Annotated in this window: 15 protein-coding genes; 6 read left to right on the top strand and 9 right to left on the bottom strand. The window is 61.4% G+C overall.

Annotation, left to right across the window (positions count from 1 at the left end):
- Positions 1–24 precede the first annotated feature (24 nt).
- Positions 25–1,158 carry a CaiB/BaiF CoA transferase family protein gene (locus BUA94_RS10835; RefSeq protein WP_073012902.1) on the bottom strand — a complete coding sequence of 378 codons (1,134 nt, stop codon included), beginning with the start codon at positions 1,156–1,158 and terminating at the stop codon, positions 25–27.
- Between the two features lies 1 nt (position 1,159).
- Positions 1,160–2,302, bottom strand: coding sequence for an ABC transporter substrate-binding protein (locus BUA94_RS10830; RefSeq protein ID WP_073012899.1), 1,143 nt, complete (start codon positions 2,300–2,302; stop codon positions 1,160–1,162).
- Positions 2,303–2,450: 148 nt separating this feature from the next.
- On the opposite strand from BUA94_RS10830, the gene BUA94_RS10825 reads away from it, so the two are divergent.
- The gene (locus tag BUA94_RS10825) at positions 2,451–3,230 is read left to right on the top strand and encodes an IclR family transcriptional regulator (protein ID WP_073012896.1); all 780 of its coding nucleotides are present in this window, start codon (positions 2,451–2,453) and stop codon (positions 3,228–3,230) included.
- Between the two features lie 313 nt (positions 3,231–3,543).
- Here BUA94_RS10825 and BUA94_RS10820 read toward each other — a convergent pair whose 3' ends face one another.
- The 7 genes from BUA94_RS10820 to BUA94_RS10790 form a co-directional block, all read right to left on the bottom strand.
- Positions 3,544–4,554, bottom strand: a complete 1,011-nt coding sequence (locus BUA94_RS10820; protein ID WP_073012893.1) for a YeiH family protein — start codon at positions 4,552–4,554, stop codon at positions 3,544–3,546.
- A gap of 158 nt (positions 4,555–4,712) precedes the next feature.
- Positions 4,713–5,771 (bottom strand): TRAP transporter substrate-binding protein, encoded by a 1,059-nt coding sequence (locus tag BUA94_RS10815; protein ID WP_073012890.1) that lies wholly within the window; start codon positions 5,769–5,771, stop codon positions 4,713–4,715.
- Positions 5,772–5,796: 25 nt separating this feature from the next.
- Positions 5,797–7,086, bottom strand: coding sequence for a TRAP transporter large permease (locus BUA94_RS10810; protein WP_073013821.1), 1,290 nt, complete (start codon positions 7,084–7,086; stop codon positions 5,797–5,799).
- A complete protein-coding gene (locus BUA94_RS10805; protein ID WP_073012887.1) occupies positions 7,086–7,679 on the bottom strand; it encodes a TRAP transporter small permease in 594 nt (197 codons plus the stop codon). The genes BUA94_RS10810 and BUA94_RS10805 overlap by 1 nt, the downstream gene beginning before the upstream one ends.
- Before the next feature lie 95 nt (positions 7,680–7,774).
- Entirely contained in the window at positions 7,775–8,299 is a 525-nt protein-coding gene (locus BUA94_RS10800; protein WP_073012884.1) for a flavin reductase family protein, read from the bottom strand.
- Positions 8,299–9,189 carry an aldo/keto reductase gene (locus BUA94_RS10795; RefSeq protein WP_073012881.1) on the bottom strand — a complete coding sequence of 297 codons (891 nt, stop codon included), beginning with the start codon at positions 9,187–9,189 and terminating at the stop codon, positions 8,299–8,301. The genes BUA94_RS10800 and BUA94_RS10795 overlap by 1 nt, the downstream gene beginning before the upstream one ends.
- On the bottom strand, positions 9,189–10,343 hold the full coding sequence (locus BUA94_RS10790) for an LLM class flavin-dependent oxidoreductase (RefSeq protein ID WP_073012876.1): 1,155 nt from the start codon (positions 10,341–10,343) through the stop codon (positions 9,189–9,191). The genes BUA94_RS10795 and BUA94_RS10790 overlap by 1 nt, the downstream gene beginning before the upstream one ends.
- Before the next feature lie 103 nt (positions 10,344–10,446).
- On the opposite strand from BUA94_RS10790, the gene BUA94_RS10785 reads away from it, so the two are divergent.
- The 5 genes from BUA94_RS10785 (at position 10,447) to BUA94_RS10765 (ending at position 15,728) form a co-directional block, all read left to right on the top strand.
- Entirely contained in the window at positions 10,447–11,157 is a 711-nt protein-coding gene (locus BUA94_RS10785; protein WP_073012873.1) for a GntR family transcriptional regulator, read from the top strand.
- Between the two features lie 10 nt (positions 11,158–11,167).
- Positions 11,168–12,292, top strand: a complete 1,125-nt coding sequence (locus BUA94_RS10780; protein ID WP_073012869.1) for a Gfo/Idh/MocA family protein — start codon at positions 11,168–11,170, stop codon at positions 12,290–12,292.
- 227 nt (positions 12,293–12,519) lie between these two features.
- A complete protein-coding gene (locus tag BUA94_RS10775; RefSeq protein WP_073012865.1) occupies positions 12,520–14,913 on the top strand; it encodes a heavy metal translocating P-type ATPase in 2,394 nt (797 codons plus the stop codon).
- A 9-nt stretch (positions 14,914–14,922) separates the two neighbouring features.
- Positions 14,923–15,318 (top strand): Cu(I)-responsive transcriptional regulator, encoded by a 396-nt coding sequence (gene cueR / locus BUA94_RS10770; protein WP_073012862.1) that lies wholly within the window; start codon positions 14,923–14,925, stop codon positions 15,316–15,318.
- Positions 15,309–15,728, top strand: coding sequence for a c-type cytochrome (locus tag BUA94_RS10765; protein ID WP_073012859.1), 420 nt, complete (start codon positions 15,309–15,311; stop codon positions 15,726–15,728). Before cueR ends, BUA94_RS10765 begins: the two co-directional genes overlap by 10 nt.
- The last annotated feature ends 8 nt before the right edge of the window (positions 15,729–15,736 follow it).

Raw genomic sequence — 15,736 nt, 5'->3', positions numbered from 1 at the left:
GTGGGTACCTCGATAAGGCTTGTCTCAGCTCCAGCCGGTCTTCAGCAGGCTGTTGGCGCTGCCAAGCTCGGGAGCTGCAAGAGAGGACGCTGGCCGTGTTCCATCGATGCGCAGCGGCAATCTTGTGGTCGTCATCTCCAGACCATTGCGATGGATCTCCTGGGTCATGTCCAGGGTCTGAAGGACGCCGCTGTCACGCAGGCCTTCCCAATCCAGCACCGGTGCGGCCCAGATGTCGGCAGCTTCAAACCTTGCCTGCCAGTTCGCAGTAGGTTCGGTGACCAGACGGTCGGCCAAGCCCTTCTTGATTGCGTCGCGCTCGGTAAAGGCATCAAGGGCGGCAATTTCGGGGGCAAGGCCAGTGATGCAGGCCAGAAGTTCCAATTTGCCCATGGCAATGGCCATATAGCCGTCGCTGGTCTTGTAGACGCCGTAGGGGGCTGCAAGATAAGCGTGAGCCGGGTTCTGCGCGGAGCGTTTTGGCCGGCGGTTGCCGTCATTGAACCAGGTGGTGAGGACTTCAAACTGCAGGTCGGCCAGAACCTCCACCAAGGAGGTTTCGGTATGGCCGCCGATGCCATGGCGCTCCCGGCGGAACAGGAGGGCCAGAATGCCCTGCGCCAGGGAGGCCCCGGCCAGAACGTCGGCGATGGGCAGCCCCACAGCCACGGGACCATCCTCGGCACCGCCAGTCAGCCACATGACACCGGAACGAGCCTGAGCCAGAAGGTCCTGACCGGGCAGATCGATCCAGGGGCCTTCGCTGCCATATCCGGTGACCGAGCCATAGACGATCTTCGGATTGAGTTCCTTGACCTGTTCATAGCCGAAGCCCAGACGCTCGATGACGCCGGGACGGAAGTTCTGCAACATCACGTCGGCGCCCTTGATCAGCTCGCGCAGCGCGTCCTTGTCGGTTTCCGACTTCAGGTCGACCGCAATGCTCTTCTTGTTGCGGTTGATCGCGTGGAAGATCGTGCTCTCCCCGTTGATCTTGACGTCTGTCAGATAGAGATAGCGGGAGAGGTCGCCGGTTCCGGCCTTTTCGACCTTTACCACTTCTGCGCCAAGGTCTGCCAGTTTCAGGGCGGCATAGGGACCTGCAAGAAATTGGCTGAAGTCCAGAACCTTGAGGCCGGTGAGAGGTAGCACTGTCATGTCATGACCTGTCGAAACTATCGTTGAAGCGGGCCGTCAGCGCAGCAAATCCGGCCTTGATGGTGGTGGTGCCCTTCTGGATGTCGGTCAGGATGTGCGACCCTTCCTCCTGAAAGCCCATGTAGCCCTGATGGCGGGGTCGCAGCCAGGCTGCCTCGTGGGTCATGCGGGTGTTGTAATAGGCTCCCGCCACTGGCGCATTCACTGCTTCGCTGTTCCAGGCGGCGGTATTGCCGGGCTGGCCGTTGGAACTGGTGTAGAGCCCGGATTGGACTTCTGCGCTGGCCACCCAGAAACAGAAGGCCTTGCAAAATTCCGGGTGTTTGGTTTTCGCAGAGATCGCGAGCCCCGTGCCGCCGAGCGCCGAGCCAAGAGGCCCTGCCTTGCCGAGTGCCGGAATGTCGTGAAACGCTACCCGGTGGGGCCGGTAGCCCTCATTGGCATAGCCTTTATAGAGATAGGTGTGCGGGGCCATCGCCAGCGTCTGGCTGGATGTGAGCGCATCCATTGCCGCGATCGGGTCCATGCCATGGCAGGCCGGATCGACCAGAGCGGCCAGCGCCTTTAGCGCCTCAAGAACCCGCTCTGCGGCAGCTTCCTCCGCAAACTGTCCGGGCCGGACAGAGCATGGCGCGCCGATATTGGCCATTAATGTAAAGAAGGACATGAGATTGTGCGGCGGGCGCAAGGGCCAGATGACCTTTCCCACGCGGGCGAGACTGATGACGTCCGCCCAGGTCTTCACCGGCTGATCCAGACGGTCCGGACGGATGGCCTGAACCTGGGCGGCGGCGTCGACGGGCAGGGCCCACTGACGTCCTGCATAGCGGTAGCTCTCGAAGCTCTTTCCAAGGGTCTGGCTTGCCAGAACAGCGAGTTCTTCCTCGTGCTCTTCCGTGTCGAAAGGCAGAAGGCAGGCTTCTTCCACCACGGCACCCACATGGGGGTGGTCGATGATCATCAGGTCGTAAGCTGCGGCCAGTTCCTCCACCGGCGTGCTCTCGAAACCCTGAAGCGAGCGTTTGTCCCAGGTGATGGTGACGCCGGGATGAAGGCTTGAAAAGGCGGAAGCGGCGGCCGCAAGCGGGTCGTAGCCGCGCGGGTCCGACCAGGTCATGCCGCGCAGGGTAATGTCCGGTTTCATGGGTGTCCTCCTGAAGGGCACTCTAAAACTGGAAATTCAAAAATGAAAGATCATTTTATATATTAAAACACCATTTCACTTTTGATGGGCCTGTTTCATATTGGGTGGAGTGAGATATATTGCTCCTTCGCGCAAAAGCTGGTGGCACATGACCGATAAACTGGACGACGAAAAGTACCGCGCCCCCGCCCTGTCAAAGGGGCTGGATATTCTGGAGCTTCTGGCAGGCGAGTCCCGTGGCAAGACCCAGGTCGAGATTGCGAAGACCCTGGGGCGGACCACGTCTGAAATTTTCCGCATGCTGATGGTCCTGCGCCAGCGTGGCTATGTGGAGCTGAGCGAAGACGGTGATCGCTATGCGATGACCACCAAGATGTTCGAGATCGCTCACAAGCATCCCCCGATCCGCCGCCTGACCGCTATTGCGGGCGAAGAAATGCAGCGGTTGGCGGATGCGATCAATCAGTCCCTGCATCTTGCCATTCTTCATTCCGGCAAGGTGCTGGTGATTGCCCAGGTCGATTGCCAGGACAACAACATCACCTCGGTGCGGCTTGGCGCGCAGATCCCTCTGTTCGATACGGCGTCTGGCCGGGTGCTGGCAGCCTGGATGGAAGAGCGGGCTCTGGCATCGCTTCTCGAAGTGGCACAAGGCTCCGAGGAGCGACGGCAGGACTTTGTCGATGGCTTGGCCGAGGTGCGCGAGAAGGGCTATTGCGGCAATGCCTCGCTCACCATTGAAGGGGTTCAGAACATTTCAGCGCCGATCCGGGACTTTTCGGGAAAGGTGATCGCGGCTCTGACCATCCCCTTCGTCAAGCGGCTGTCCGGCACGTCGATCAAATCGGCGGATGAAAGCCGTGAGGCTTTGCTCGAAGTCTGCCGCAGCATTTCCCGGCAATTGGGCGCTTCCGTTCATTCCGATTGAGGAAACCGCCAGCTCATGGTCAAGCGGTCGCGATACCGCTTGACAGGCGGGAAGAAAATGGAACATATAGTGAACATTGAGTTGCGGTGAGTGGTTTTCTGTTTTGGAAAGCCGCCGCATCTCCTGGAATTCTTGCAGAGCTGCGCCGCCACGCCTGACGGCCCTCGAGGGATGCCTCCCCTTCAGCCTGCAAACTGTCCGGTCCCTGCACCTACAATCCCCCCCCCGCCAGGGAGCAGGGACCGGTTTTTTCTTCAGACGCGCCCCGGTTCCATCGGCTGGTGTTCCGTGCTCTTGGAACCTGCCGGACGGCTCAGCCCATCAGGTAAAGGCCACCCAGGATGAAGCCCATCAAGAACAGGGTTTCGGTCACGATCAGGGCTATGGCCGAGCCGCCGACTTTGAGCAGGCCGGGAATGGAGGTGCGCATGCCAACGGCGGCAATTGCGGTCAGAAGGGCCCAGCGGGACAGGACGTTTGCCAGATCCCGCAGGGTGTCCGGAATGAGATGAGCCGAATTCAGACCGGCAATGATCAGGAAGGCGATGACAAATCCGGGCAGTAGCGGCGGACGCTTGCCACTGTCCTTACCGCCCTCCTGGCTGCTCTGACGGCGCAGGGCGAGGGAGGCACCCAGAACGACCAGGCCGAGCATGGAGACCCGGATCAGCTTGATCACGGTTGCAAGGTCTCCCGTGTCCTCCGACACCGAATAGCCAGCGCCGACCACCTGGGCCACGTCGTGAATGGTTGCTCCGAGGAAGATGCCTGTCTGGTGCCCGGTCAATCCAAGGCCGCCTGCAATCATCGGATAGACGATCATGGCCAGTGTCGACATGACGGTGATGCACATGACCGTGAAGGAGAGGTCCCGGTCACTGTCTGTTCTGCGCGGTAGGACGGAGGCAATTGCCATCGCCGCCGAGGCGCCGCAAATGGCAACCGAGCCGCCGGAGAGAAGTGCAAAGCCGAAGGAGCGTCCAAAGAAGCGGCCGATGGCAAGCGCAAAGCCGATGGTGACGAAGACGCCTGCGATGGTCAGAAGCAGTGTCTGGGCCCCAAGGGCCAGAACCACGTCCAGGCTGATGCGTACGCCCAGAAGGGCGACACCGATCCGCAGGATGGACCGGGAGGCCATGCCGATGCCGGGGGCGGTGCGCGGTTCCTCGGACAGGAACTGGAAGGCGATGCCGAGCAGGATCGCCATCAGCATCGCAGGCGCGCCATAGTGGTCTGACAAGAATTGTGCGGCCATGGCGACAAGACCTGCCATGGCGAGACCCGGGAAGATCCGCCGGGTTTCCGTTTTCAAGGGCGTCAGCATGTGTCGTGCCTTCAGGGAGAAGGAGTAAGGTGCCCCGTCCCTGAGGACGGAGCAAGGTGCGGTCACCAGGAGGGCTGACCGGTGAAGGGCCGGGGGATGCCGGTCCTCGACGGGGCAGCCGGGACGCGGAGAACCGCGTCCCGTCCGGGATTGAAGGATTACTTCAGATCCAGCTCACGCTCTGCGTCTACCTTTGCCTGGGCTTCGGCAACCGCAGCGTTGAACATGTCGAACACCTCGGTGCCACCGGGGACTTCGGACTTGAACCAGTCGAAGACCGGTGCAACGGCTTTCTTGAAGACGGCCTTTTCCTCAGGTGTCGGCACATAGATTTCGCCGCCGGCCTTCAGGAACTCCTGATAAGCAGCAATTTCCTTGCGCTTGGGTGAAGCGAAAGTTGCCTGCTGGAGGGCTGCAAAGCCGTCGACGACGATCTTGCGCTGCTCCGGGGTCAGTTCCTGGAACCGGTCTTCGGACATCCACCAGAACGCGCCCATGTAGCTGTGGCCGTCGAGGGTCAGATACTTGAGGCCTGCGTCGGTGAACTTCATGTTCATGATGTCGGTGATGCCGTTGGCTGTGCCTTCCACAACGCCGGTCTGCAGGGCGGTGAAAAGTTCCGGCCACGGCACCGGGGTCGGGGCTGCGCCCACTGCGGTGGCCACCTGCTGTGGCAGTGCGGCAGGAACGGTGCGCATCTTCAGACCCTTGAGGTCATCGGGAGACTTGATCGTCTTCTTGGTGTTGGCGTAGTTGCGCCAGCCGCCGGTGTTGCCGATGGTCATCAGGCGGATCTTGTTGTCGCTGTCGGCAAGGGCCTTGGTACGCAGTTCGCGGGTAAATTCACCCTGCAGAACCTCTTCGGCCACCCGGTCGTCGCTCATCAGATAGGGCAGATCCAGAACCTGGATATAGGGGAAGATCCCTGCTGCGCCGCCGGATGTGGAGATGTAGATGTCGATGCTGCCGCCTGCGACGCCCTGAAGGCATTCCTCACCGGTCGCACACAGCTGGGTGCCGATGAAAAGCTCCACGGCAATGGCGCCGTTGGAGGCGTTCTCGATGTAGTTCTTGAAGACGACGAGGCCGTCATAGTCTTCATCATTCTCGTTGGAATTGGCTGTTGCGCGCAGGGTGATATCCGCTGCGTGGGCCGCGACACCGGTCACGACCAGCGTGCTTGCTAGCAACAGGGTCTTCATCAAGGTCTTGAGCATTCTATTCCTCCCTAAGTTACTCAAGTCAGTCCACAAATCCTGCAAGGCGCGGGATGGTAAGGCTGAGGGCCGGGAAGTAGGTGATCAGGAAGATCACCGCGATTTCGGCCATCAGGAATGGGAAGGTCGCGCGGGCGACCGTCTCGACCCGCAAGCGGGATACGGATGATGTGACGAACAGCACCAGCCCCATGGGCGGTGTCAGAAGGCCGACGGTCAGGTTCACTGCCATGACGATGGCGAAATGGACCGGGTCGATGCCCATGGACAGGAAGATCGGTCCGAGGATCGGGCCAAGGATGATGATGGCCGGGCCTGCATCCAGGAACATGCCGACGATGAACAGCAGGATGTTGATCAGGAACAGCAGGACCAGCGGGTTGTCCGACAGGCCGAGAATGATCTCGGCCAGAAGCTCCGGGGTGTGCGACAGGCTGGCGACCGTCTTGAAGGCCATGGCCGCACCGACCAGCAGCAGAACCACGGCGGAGGTCATGCCCGAGCGGATCAGCACATCGGGAATGTCCTTCAGCTTGAGGCTGCGCAGCACGAAAAGGCCGATGATCAGGGCATAGCCGGCGGCAACCGCCGAGGCTTCGGTCGGCGTAAAGACCCCGCCCAGAATGCCGCCCATGATGATGACTGGCGTCATCAGCGGCCAGAAGGCATTGAGGCTGGCCTTGCCCCGTTCGCCCCAGGTGGCGCGCCGGGTTGCGGCTGGCAGGTTTTCCTTGTCGGCCATGAGCCAGACGATGAGCATCAGGCTGCCGCCGATCAGGATGCCCGGCACGATCCCTGCAAGGAACAGGGCCGCAACGCTTTCACCCATGACATAGGCATAGATGATCATGATGCCGGACGGCGGAATGATCGGGCCGATGATCGAGGAGGCCGCGGTGACGGCTGCGGCGAAGCGTGTGCTGTAGCCCTGTTTCTCCATGGCGGGAATGAGCATCGAACCAAGGGCAGATACGTCTGCGACCGCCGAGCCGGAAAGTCCGGCAAACAGCATGGACGAGAGAATGTTCACATGGGCAAGCCCGCCGCGCAGATGGCCGATGACAGCCTGGGCAAATTCCACCAGCCGCAAGGTGATGCCCGACCGGTTCATCAGCTCGCCTGCCAGCATGAAGAACGGGATCGCCATCAGCGGAAAGCTGTCCATGCCGTTGTAGATGTTGCGGTAGAGCAGGACGATGTCCCGCTCCTGACCGTTCCACCACAGAAGCAGGGCGGGGGCCGTCACCAGGCCGAAAACAATCGGCAGGCCGAGCAGCAGGAACACCAGAAACAGCGGAAGAAACAGGCTCAGCATCATTCCGCTCCCAGGGTGGTGTGGGCCATTGGGATGGCCGGAAGGCGCTCGCGACCGCCAAAAAGAGTGATGAGAGACCGCAAGATCAGTTCAAGGCAGACGGAGAACATGGCGCTGACGCCGATTGCGAGGGAGGCCAGCATCCAGCTGCGCGGAATGGACATCCACTTGCTGAAGTCGAAACTGGCCGGAACCTTGATTGCAGCCATGGTGAAGCGGCCGCCAAAACCGGTCACTTCGCTCCAGCCAATCAAGAGCCCTTTCCAGAGCACGATGGCGGTCAGAACCAGCAGCAGAAGGGAGACGAGACCAGCAAGCGCGCGGGGCAGGACGGAGACCACCATGTCGACGCTGACGAAGCCGCCGCGGCGGAACGCTGTCGGGGCCATCAGTCCGGTCATCCAGAGCATGAGGAAACGGGCAGCTTCCTCGGTCCAGGGCAGGGCGTTGCCCAGACCATAGCGGAAGATCACCTGGACGATGATGATGATGACCATGGCGCCAATGCAGGCCGCGCCCAGCCAGCGGCCAAGCGCCAGGGCTGCGGCGTTAAATGCGCCAAGGGTCCTGGCAAGCGCCAAGAGCACTGTCATTCCGTTCCTCCCTTGCGCGGTCCGGCTCCTCCCGGTCCGCGGCCAATTCCAAGTCTCCCGCCGGCGCGTCCGCCGGCGGGAGGAAATTTCAGCCCTCAGTTCTCGACGCGCAGCGGCACCTGGCCAAGCTTGCCGGCAAAGAAGGTCAATGCGTCTCCGTCCCGCATTTCCGCCTTCACCACACGGCCCAGAACAATGAGGTGGTCGCCGCCCTCATAGGCGGCAAACCGGGCGCATTCGAACCGGGCCAGACAGTTGTGGATCAGCGGCACGCCATGGGCGTTCAGGCTGAAGTCCAGCGCCTCGAAGGCGTGGGCGTTGCGGGCAAAACCCTGGCACAGGGCTGCCTGCTCATGGCTGAGCACATGGATCGCGTAATGCTCTGCCGCTTCAAAATACTGGAAGCGGCGGGAGCCCTTGTCGGGCGCCCACAGAACCAGTGGCGGGTCCAGCGAGACGGAGGAAAAGCTGTTTGCTGTGATCCCCACGGGTCCGTCCTGAGAGGGGGCAGTCACGACGGTCACCCCGGTTGCAAACCGGCCGAAGGCGTCGCGCAGCAAGCGTGTGTTTTCCTGATCCGGAGCAAAGGAAACCGGGAGATCGTGTGTCTGCATTGTCATCAGGGAACCTTTTTTCCAAGGGCCGCTTCGTAGAGCTGATACCAGGCTTCCCGGTCGAGCTTGACCTTGAGGGCCTCGGAGATCTTGCCGATGCGTTCCAGATTGTTGGTGCCGAGGACCGGGAGCATCCCGGCCGGATGAGCCAGAAGGAAGGCGATGGCAACCGCGGAGCGGTCGACGCCGAAGCCGGAGGCGATCTCGTCCATGACCGCGCCAAGCTTGCCGTCATTCTTCATCAGGGAGCCGCCGCCAAGGGGTGACCAGGCCATCAGCTTGGTGCCGAGGCGCTGATGGAAGGCGAGGTCGCCATTGGTGAAGGGCCGGATTTCGGCAAGGCTGATCTCGATCTGGTTGGTCGCCAGCTTCGAGGTCATGGCTGACTGCAGCAGTTTCCAATCCCAGGGGCGGAAGTTGGAAACGCCAACCGACCGCACCTTGCCCGACTTCACCAGATCGTCGAGGGCAGCGCCCGTCTCATGGTGATCCATGAAAGGATCCGGCCGGTGGATCAACAGGAGGTCGATGTGCTCAATGCCCATCTCCGAAAGGGATGTGTCGACAGCGCTCTCGATATGGGCGCGAGAGGTGTTGTAATGGGTCACGCGGGCGCCGGAATGCCGGCCAGCCTGGGCGATGATGCCGCATTTGGTGACGATTTCCATGCGCTGGCGCAGGGCGGGATTTGCCTTGAGCGCACCGCCCAGAATGGCTTCCGCCTGATAGCCGCCGTAGATGTCGGCCTGGTCGAAAGTGGTGATGCCTTGATCCAGACAGGACTGGATCTTGGCTTCCACATGGGCCGGGGAGGTGTTCGTGTCATCGCCCAGGCGCCACATGCCATAGACCAGTCGGCTGAACTCCAGATCGGGTGTCAGTTTGATGCGGTCCATTAGCGGCGGTCTCCAGTTCCAAGCGGTGTTGCAGGTGTTTCAGCCGGTACCCGGCCATAGGCATGGGGCAGCGAGCAGGTCTTCAGGTTGGGCAGCACGCGGCGGCCAAAGTGACGGGCTTCGTCCAGATGCGGATAGCCGGAAAAGATGAAGGCCCGGATGCCCATCTTCTGGTATTCCTCGATCTTCGACATGACCTGATCGGTCGAGCCGACAAGGGCCGCGCCGCAGCCCGAACGGGCACGGCCAACGCCGGTCCAAAGGTTCGGCTCGATATAGCCGTACTGGTCGGCGATCTCGCGGTTCTTGGCCTGGTGGCTCACCCCGAGGGAGCCAGCATCAAGCGCCCGCTCGCGAATGGCGCGGCCATACTCGTCATCCAGCTTGGAGACGATGTAATCGGCGTATTCACGCGCTTCCTGCTCGGTGTCGCGGACGATCATGTGAACGCGCAGGCCGTAGTCGAGGGTGCGGCCATAGCGCTCTGCAACGGCGTTGACCGCCTGCATGCGCCCTGCCAGCTCTTCCTTCTTTTCCGGCCACATCAGATAGACGTCACAATGCTGGCCGCACAGTTCCAGCGCGTCCGGTGAGTAGCCACCGAAATAGAGCAGGGGGCCGCCGGTCTGATAGGGGCGGGCCGGATCGGTGGTCAGTCCGCTGAAATTGTAGACCTCGCCCTGGTAATTGATTTCGTCCTGGGTCCAGGCTTGCTTCAGGATCTCCACGACCTCGCGGGACCGCTGATAGCGGAAGGCGCTGTCGGCCTTTTCGCCGGGAAAGTCCGAGCTGATGATGTTGACGGTCAACCGGCCCTTCAGCATGTGATCGAGGGTCGCGATGGTGCGCGCCAGCATGATCGGCTGCATCTCGCCGCAGCGGACTGCAGCCAGCATGTTGATGCGGTTGGTGATCGGTGCGCAACCGGCAACGAAAGAGAGGGTGTCCTGGCCGACCTGGTAGGAAGACGGGCACAGGATATTGCGGAAACCCTGTTCCTCGGCGGTCTTCACAATGGTCGAGCAATGCTCCCAGGACGAGCGCAGGTTTCCGTCCGGAACGCCCAGGAACTGGTAGTCATCCGAGCACAGGGCGGCGAACCACGACACCTCTGCTGCATCAAGATCCGCGGATGTTACCGGGACGATCGTCATTCCTTCCCCCCAACGTTTTTGTTGCGATTTCCACTTGCGTAGCATCCGCCTTGATGTAAATCAATAGTGTATCAATTTTCTTCGCGACAGGTTGCCGCAGTCCATGACAGGCCGAGTTCAGAACCCGAATGCACTGCCGATCTATGTCCAGATCAGCGAATTGCTGATCCGCGACATAGCGGCTGGACGTCTTATTGACGGGGAGCGCCTGCCACCCGAAAGGGACATGGCGGCAAGCCTTGGCATCTCTGTCGGAACCCTGCGCAAGGCCTTGGCGGAGTTGACGAAAAAAGGGCTTCTGGAGCGGGTTCAGGGCTCGGGAAACTACATCCGCCAGCAACCGCAGACGGACAGTGTGTACGGGATGTTCCGGCTTGAGCTTCTGGAGGGCGGGGGCTTGCCGCGCGCGGACAATCTGGATGTGCAGTCCATGGAAAAGACCCCTGAGCTGCCTGCGTTCGGCACATCCACGCAAGGCTCACGGGTGCGCCGCCTGCGCTATCTGAATGACACAATCATCGCGGTGGAAGAGATCTGGCTGGATGCGGGAGCAGGGGAGGTGCGGGCCGATCTGCTCTCCGATTCCCTCTATCATTATTACCGCAAGCAGCTCGGCTTCTGGATTACCCGCGCGGAAGACAGGGTTGGTATCGGCAGCGTGCCTGACTGGGCGCCCGAGGCCTTTGGCAAGAAGCCCGGCACCATCACCGGCTATATCGAGCGGTTGAGCTGGGCGGAGGGCGACAAGCCCGTCGAGTTTTCCAAAACATGGTTCGACACGGACAAGGCGCTCTATGTACAGCGCCTGAAATGAGGAGTGAAAAATGTCCGGACTGACTAACTACGGCATCATCGGCTGCGGCATGATGGGGCAGGAGCATCTGCGCAATATTGCGCTGTTGCCGGGAACCCGCGTTGCCGCGATCTTTGAGCCGGATGCCGGGATGGCGGCGGCTGCCCGTGAGCTTGCGCCCGAGGCGGTCTTCACGACCTCAATTGCCGAACTGCTGCAAGTCGAGGAGCTGGACTGTCTTCTGATTGCCAGCCCCAACTTCCGCCATGCCGAGCAGCTTGAGGAAATCCGGGTCACGCGTCCGCTGCCGGTGCTGGTGGAAAAGCCGCTCTTCACTGATCCGGCGGATCTGGACAGGATTGATGCCTTCCGCGCCAGCTATCCGGCCCCGGTCTGGGTGGCGATGGAATACCGCTACATGCCGCCCGTGGCCGCGCTTGTTGAACAGGCAGAGCAGGCAACCGGCGGGATCAGGATGCTGACCATCCGCGAGCACCGGTTTCCCTTCCTTGAAAAGGTCGGCAACTGGAACCGGTTCAACCGTAATACGGGCGGAACCTTCGTCGAGAAATGCTGCCATTTCTTCGACTTGATGCGTTTCATCCTGAAGTCGGATCCGGTGCGGGTGATGGCTTCTGCCGGGCAGAATGCCAACCATCTTGATGAACGCTATGACGGCGAGACGCCCGATATCCTCGACAATGGCTATGTGATCGTGGACTTCGAAAACGGCGCGAGGGCACTTCTGGAACTGTGCATGTTCGCGGAAGGTGCCAGGTATCAGGAAGAAATCTCTGCTGTCGGTCCCGTGGGCAAGATCGAAGCGCTTGTGCCGGGGCCGGGCCGGTTCTGGCCGGAGCATCTGGGCGAGCCGCCCGTGCCGCAGGTTATTGTCAGCCCCCGCGATCCCAAGGGGCCCCGCATGGTTGAAATCCCGGTTGATCCCAAGTTGCTGGCAGCGGGAGATCACAACGGGTCCACCTTCTATCAGCATGAAGGCTTCCTGGCGGTGGTCCGCGGCGAGAAGTCTGCGCCGGAAGTCACGGTTCATGACGGCAGCATGGCCGTTCTGATGGGCATGGCGGCGCAGGAATCCGCACGCACCGGTCAGGCTGTTCTGCTGAAGGATCTTGCAGCCCGCGCCACGGCTGCCTGATCTTTAAAAGTCTCTCTTGGTTCCAGACGCCGCATCCGATTGGCTGAAAAGCCCGGGTGCGGCGTTTTTGCGTTTCCGGCGATGGCAGGGGCGGATCAGGAATTCTACGCCTTGACCTTCCAGTTGCTGGAACCTCTATCTCTGCCAATATGAGTAGAGAAAGGCAGGCGTAGAGATCGCGCATTGAGCGTGTTTCGCCGTCTTGACCCCAAACCCCGGAGCGCGACATGAGCGGCCATTCCCACGATCACACCCATTCCCATGGATCTTCCTGCTGCGGCGGGGGAGGGGCGAAATCTGATGCGGGCGCTCCCGCCGCTGAGAGCGCCGGAACCGTGATCGATCCGGTGTGCGGCATGACCGTGACCCTTGGAAAGGGCAAGCCAAACCTGACCTACAAGGGCAAGGACTATCATTTCTGCAATCCGAAGTGTCACGACAAGTTCGACGCCGATCCCTGGTTCTATCTGTCGGGGAACAACAAGAAGAAGCCGAAGAAGGCAGCGGCCAACGCGCTCTTCACCTGCCCGATGGACCCGGAGATTGTCCAGGAAGGTCCGGGCACCTGCCCGATCTGCGGCATGGCGCTTGAGCCGATGAGCGGCAGTTCGGATGAGCCCAATCATGAGCTGATCGACTTCACCCGCCGGCTCTGGGTCAGTGCCGGTGCTGCCATTCCCCTGCTGCTCCTGACCATGGGGCCGATGATCGGACTTCCCTTCCGGTCCATGCTTGGCGAAACCCTGTCCGTCTATCTGGAGTTTCTTCTGGCGACGCCTGTGGTGCTTTGGGCAGCCAAGCCGTTCTTCGAACGGGGCTGGATGTCTCTGAAGACGCGAAACTTCAACATGTGGACGCTGATCATGCTCGGCGTTGGCGCAGGCTATCTCTACAGCACCGTTGCCGCATTCCTGCCGGGGCTCTTCCCGGCGGCCCTGCAGCATGAAGGCGGGCACGTACCGGTCTATTTCGAAGCAGCGGTGGTGATTGTCGCCCTGGTGTTTGTTGGGCAGGTGCTGGAACTCAAGGCGCGCGAAAAGACCGGGGACGCGATCCGCGCCTTGATGAAGCTTGCACCCAAGACAGCCCGGCGGATCACGCCGGAAGGGGATGAGTATGACGCGCCGCTCGAGAACATCCTGGCTGGCGACACGCTGCGGGTCCGCCCCGGTGAAAGCGTGCCGGTGGATGGTGCTGTCCTTGAAGGCAGGTCTTCCGTTGATGAGAGCCTGATCACCGGTGAGCCGGTGCCGGTGGAAAAGACCGCAGGTGACAAGCTGACCGGCGGCACCTTGAACAAGAATGGCTCGCTGGTGATGGAAGCCCAGAAGGTCGGGGATGACACGGTGCTATCCCAGATTGTCGCCATGGTTTCCTCGGCCCAGCGGTCGAAGGCGCCGATCCAGGGGCTGGCGGACCGGGTTGCCGCCTATTTCGTGCCGGCGGTCGTGGTCGCGGCGCTTGCAGCCTTTGCTATCTGGTGGCTGGTCGGTCCGGAGCCCGCTTTCGTTCATGCGGTTGTTGCCGCGGTGTCCGTGCTCGTGATCGCCTGTCCCTGTGCGCTGGGTCTGGCAACGCCCATGTCCATCATGACCGCCACGGGCCGCGGAGCCCAGGCCGGTGTCCTGGTCAAGGACGCGGGCGCTCTGGAGCGCATGAGCCGGGTGGACACGCTTGTGGTTGACAAGACAGGCACCTTGACCGAGGGCAAGCCGGTCCTTAGCGACGTCATCCCGGCCGATGGCATGAGCGAGACGGGGCTTCTCGAATTGGCTGCAAGTCTCGAATCCGGATCCGAACATCCGCTGGCCGAGGCCATTCTCGCGGGGGCTTCCGAACGCGGTGTGAAGGCTGCCAAAGTTGAGGATTTCGAGGCGGTCTCCGGCAAGGGCGTCACCGGCAGCCTCAATGGCTCTTCCGTGGCGTTGGGCAATGCGGCGCTGATGCAGGACATCGGCGTGGACCTTTCAAAGGTGCAAGCCGAGGCCGAACGCCTGTCAGGTGACGGCAAGACGGTGATGTTCCTCGCCAGCAACGGCAAGCTTGCGGGCTATGTCGCGGTCTCCGACCGGATCAAGGCCAACGCAGCCGAGACGATCAAGGCGCTTCATGGTGAGGGCCTGAAAATCATCATGGCCACCGGCGACAACAAGCGGACGGCGGAAGCTGTTGCCAAGGCTCTGGGCATTGATGAAGTGCGTGCCGGTGTGCTGCCGGAAGGCAAGCAGGCCCTGATCCGTGAGCTTCAGGCAAAGGGCAGTAAGGTCGCGATGGCCGGGGACGGCGTCAATGACGCTCCGGCACTCGCTGCCAGCGATGTCGGCATTGCCATGGGAACGGGAGCGGATGTTGCGGTGGAAAGCGCCGGCATCACCCTTTTGAAGGGAGATCTTGCAGGCATTCTGCGGGCCCGGCGCCTTGCCAAGGCAACATTGGGCAATATCCGCCAGAACCTGTTCTTCGCCTTCATCTACAACACGGCAGGCGTACCGGTGGCAGCCGGCATTCTCTATCCGGTCTTCGGTCTGCTCCTGTCGCCCATGCTGGCGGCGGCAGCCATGAGCCTGTCGTCCGTGTCGGTGATCGCAAACGCCCTGCGGTTGCGGGCGATCAAACTCTGAGGTGCGGTCATGAATATTGGTGAAGCCGCGGAGCAGGCAAACCTGCCCCGCAAGACCATCCGCTACTATGAGGAAATCGGGCTGATCACTCCGGTCCGCTCCGAAAATGGCTACCGGGACTATTCCGAGATGGAGGTTCACCGCCTGCGGTTCCTGCAAAGGTCGCGCAGTCTGGGGTTCACGATCGAGGAGTGCCGGCTGCTGCTGTCTCTTTACGACGACAAGCACAGGGCCAGTGCTGACGTGAAGGCCATAGCCGAGGCAAAGGTTGTCGAGATCGACAAGAAGATCAAGGAACTGACCGAGCTGAAGGCGACCCTGAGCGCTCTGGCCCATAGCTGTCACGGCGACCGCCGCCCTGACTGTCCGATCATCAGTGACCTTGCGGGGGAACCATGCGTTTGAACTGGATAAGTGCAGGTCTGGCTGCGGTCGTTGTTGCCGCCGGTGCCTGGTATCTCTTGAAGCCGGACACGTCCGGGAAAGCCGCATCGGGCGCACCGATCGTGGCGGTCAATGTTCCGGCACTGACGGGTCTTGCGGCTGAAGGCGAGGTGGCCTTCAACGGCAACTGTGCGGTCTGCCATGGCGCGAATGCGGCTGGCCAGGATGGAGTGGCACCGCCACTGGTCCACAAGATCTACGAGCCGAACCACCATGGTGACATGGCCTTTGTCATGGCCGCCCGCCGGGGTGTGCGGGCACATCATTGGCCCTTTGGCGACATGCCGCCAGTGCCGGATGTCACTGATGATCAGCTTGTCCAGATCGTCAGCTACGTGCGGACCCTGCAGAAAGCCAACGGCATTTTCTGAAGGTTGAA

The organism is Roseibium suaedae, from assembly GCF_900142725.1.
GTDB classification, from domain to species: domain Bacteria; phylum Pseudomonadota; class Alphaproteobacteria; order Rhizobiales; family Stappiaceae; genus Roseibium; species Roseibium suaedae.
The sequence above is the reverse complement of the archived record's forward strand: the minus strand, read 5'-3'. Positions and strand labels throughout refer to the sequence as shown.

Bases quoted from the DNA above. Each gene is read 5' to 3' on its own strand.
- BUA94_RS10765 (WP_073012859.1), top strand. From the start codon at position 15,309: ATGCGTTTGAACTGGATAAGTGCAGGTCTGGCTGCGGTCGTTGTTGCC.
- BUA94_RS10830 (WP_073012899.1), bottom strand. From the start codon at position 2,302: ATGAAACCGGACATTACCCTGCGCGGCATGACCTGGTCGGACCCGCGC.
- BUA94_RS10825 (WP_073012896.1), top strand. From the start codon at position 2,451: ATGACCGATAAACTGGACGACGAAAAGTACCGCGCCCCCGCCCTGTCA.
- BUA94_RS10780 (WP_073012869.1), top strand. From the start codon at position 11,168: ATGTCCGGACTGACTAACTACGGCATCATCGGCTGCGGCATGATGGGG.
- BUA94_RS10805 (WP_073012887.1), bottom strand. From the start codon at position 7,679: ATGACAGTGCTCTTGGCGCTTGCCAGGACCCTTGGCGCATTTAACGCC.
- BUA94_RS10810 (WP_073013821.1), bottom strand. From the start codon at position 7,086: ATGCTGAGCCTGTTTCTTCCGCTGTTTCTGGTGTTCCTGCTGCTCGGC.
- BUA94_RS10775 (WP_073012865.1), top strand. From the start codon at position 12,520: ATGAGCGGCCATTCCCACGATCACACCCATTCCCATGGATCTTCCTGC.
- BUA94_RS10790 (WP_073012876.1), bottom strand. From the start codon at position 10,343: ATGACGATCGTCCCGGTAACATCCGCGGATCTTGATGCAGCAGAGGTG.
- BUA94_RS10835 (WP_073012902.1), bottom strand. From the start codon at position 1,158: ATGACAGTGCTACCTCTCACCGGCCTCAAGGTTCTGGACTTCAGCCAA.
- BUA94_RS10820 (WP_073012893.1), bottom strand. From the start codon at position 4,554: ATGCTGACGCCCTTGAAAACGGAAACCCGGCGGATCTTCCCGGGTCTC.
- BUA94_RS10795 (WP_073012881.1), bottom strand. From the start codon at position 9,189: ATGGACCGCATCAAACTGACACCCGATCTGGAGTTCAGCCGACTGGTC.
- BUA94_RS10800 (WP_073012884.1), bottom strand. From the start codon at position 8,299: ATGACAATGCAGACACACGATCTCCCGGTTTCCTTTGCTCCGGATCAG.
- cueR (WP_073012862.1), top strand. From the start codon at position 14,923: ATGAATATTGGTGAAGCCGCGGAGCAGGCAAACCTGCCCCGCAAGACC.
- BUA94_RS10815 (WP_073012890.1), bottom strand. From the start codon at position 5,771: ATGCTCAAGACCTTGATGAAGACCCTGTTGCTAGCAAGCACGCTGGTC.
- BUA94_RS10785 (WP_073012873.1), top strand. From the start codon at position 10,447: ATGACAGGCCGAGTTCAGAACCCGAATGCACTGCCGATCTATGTCCAG.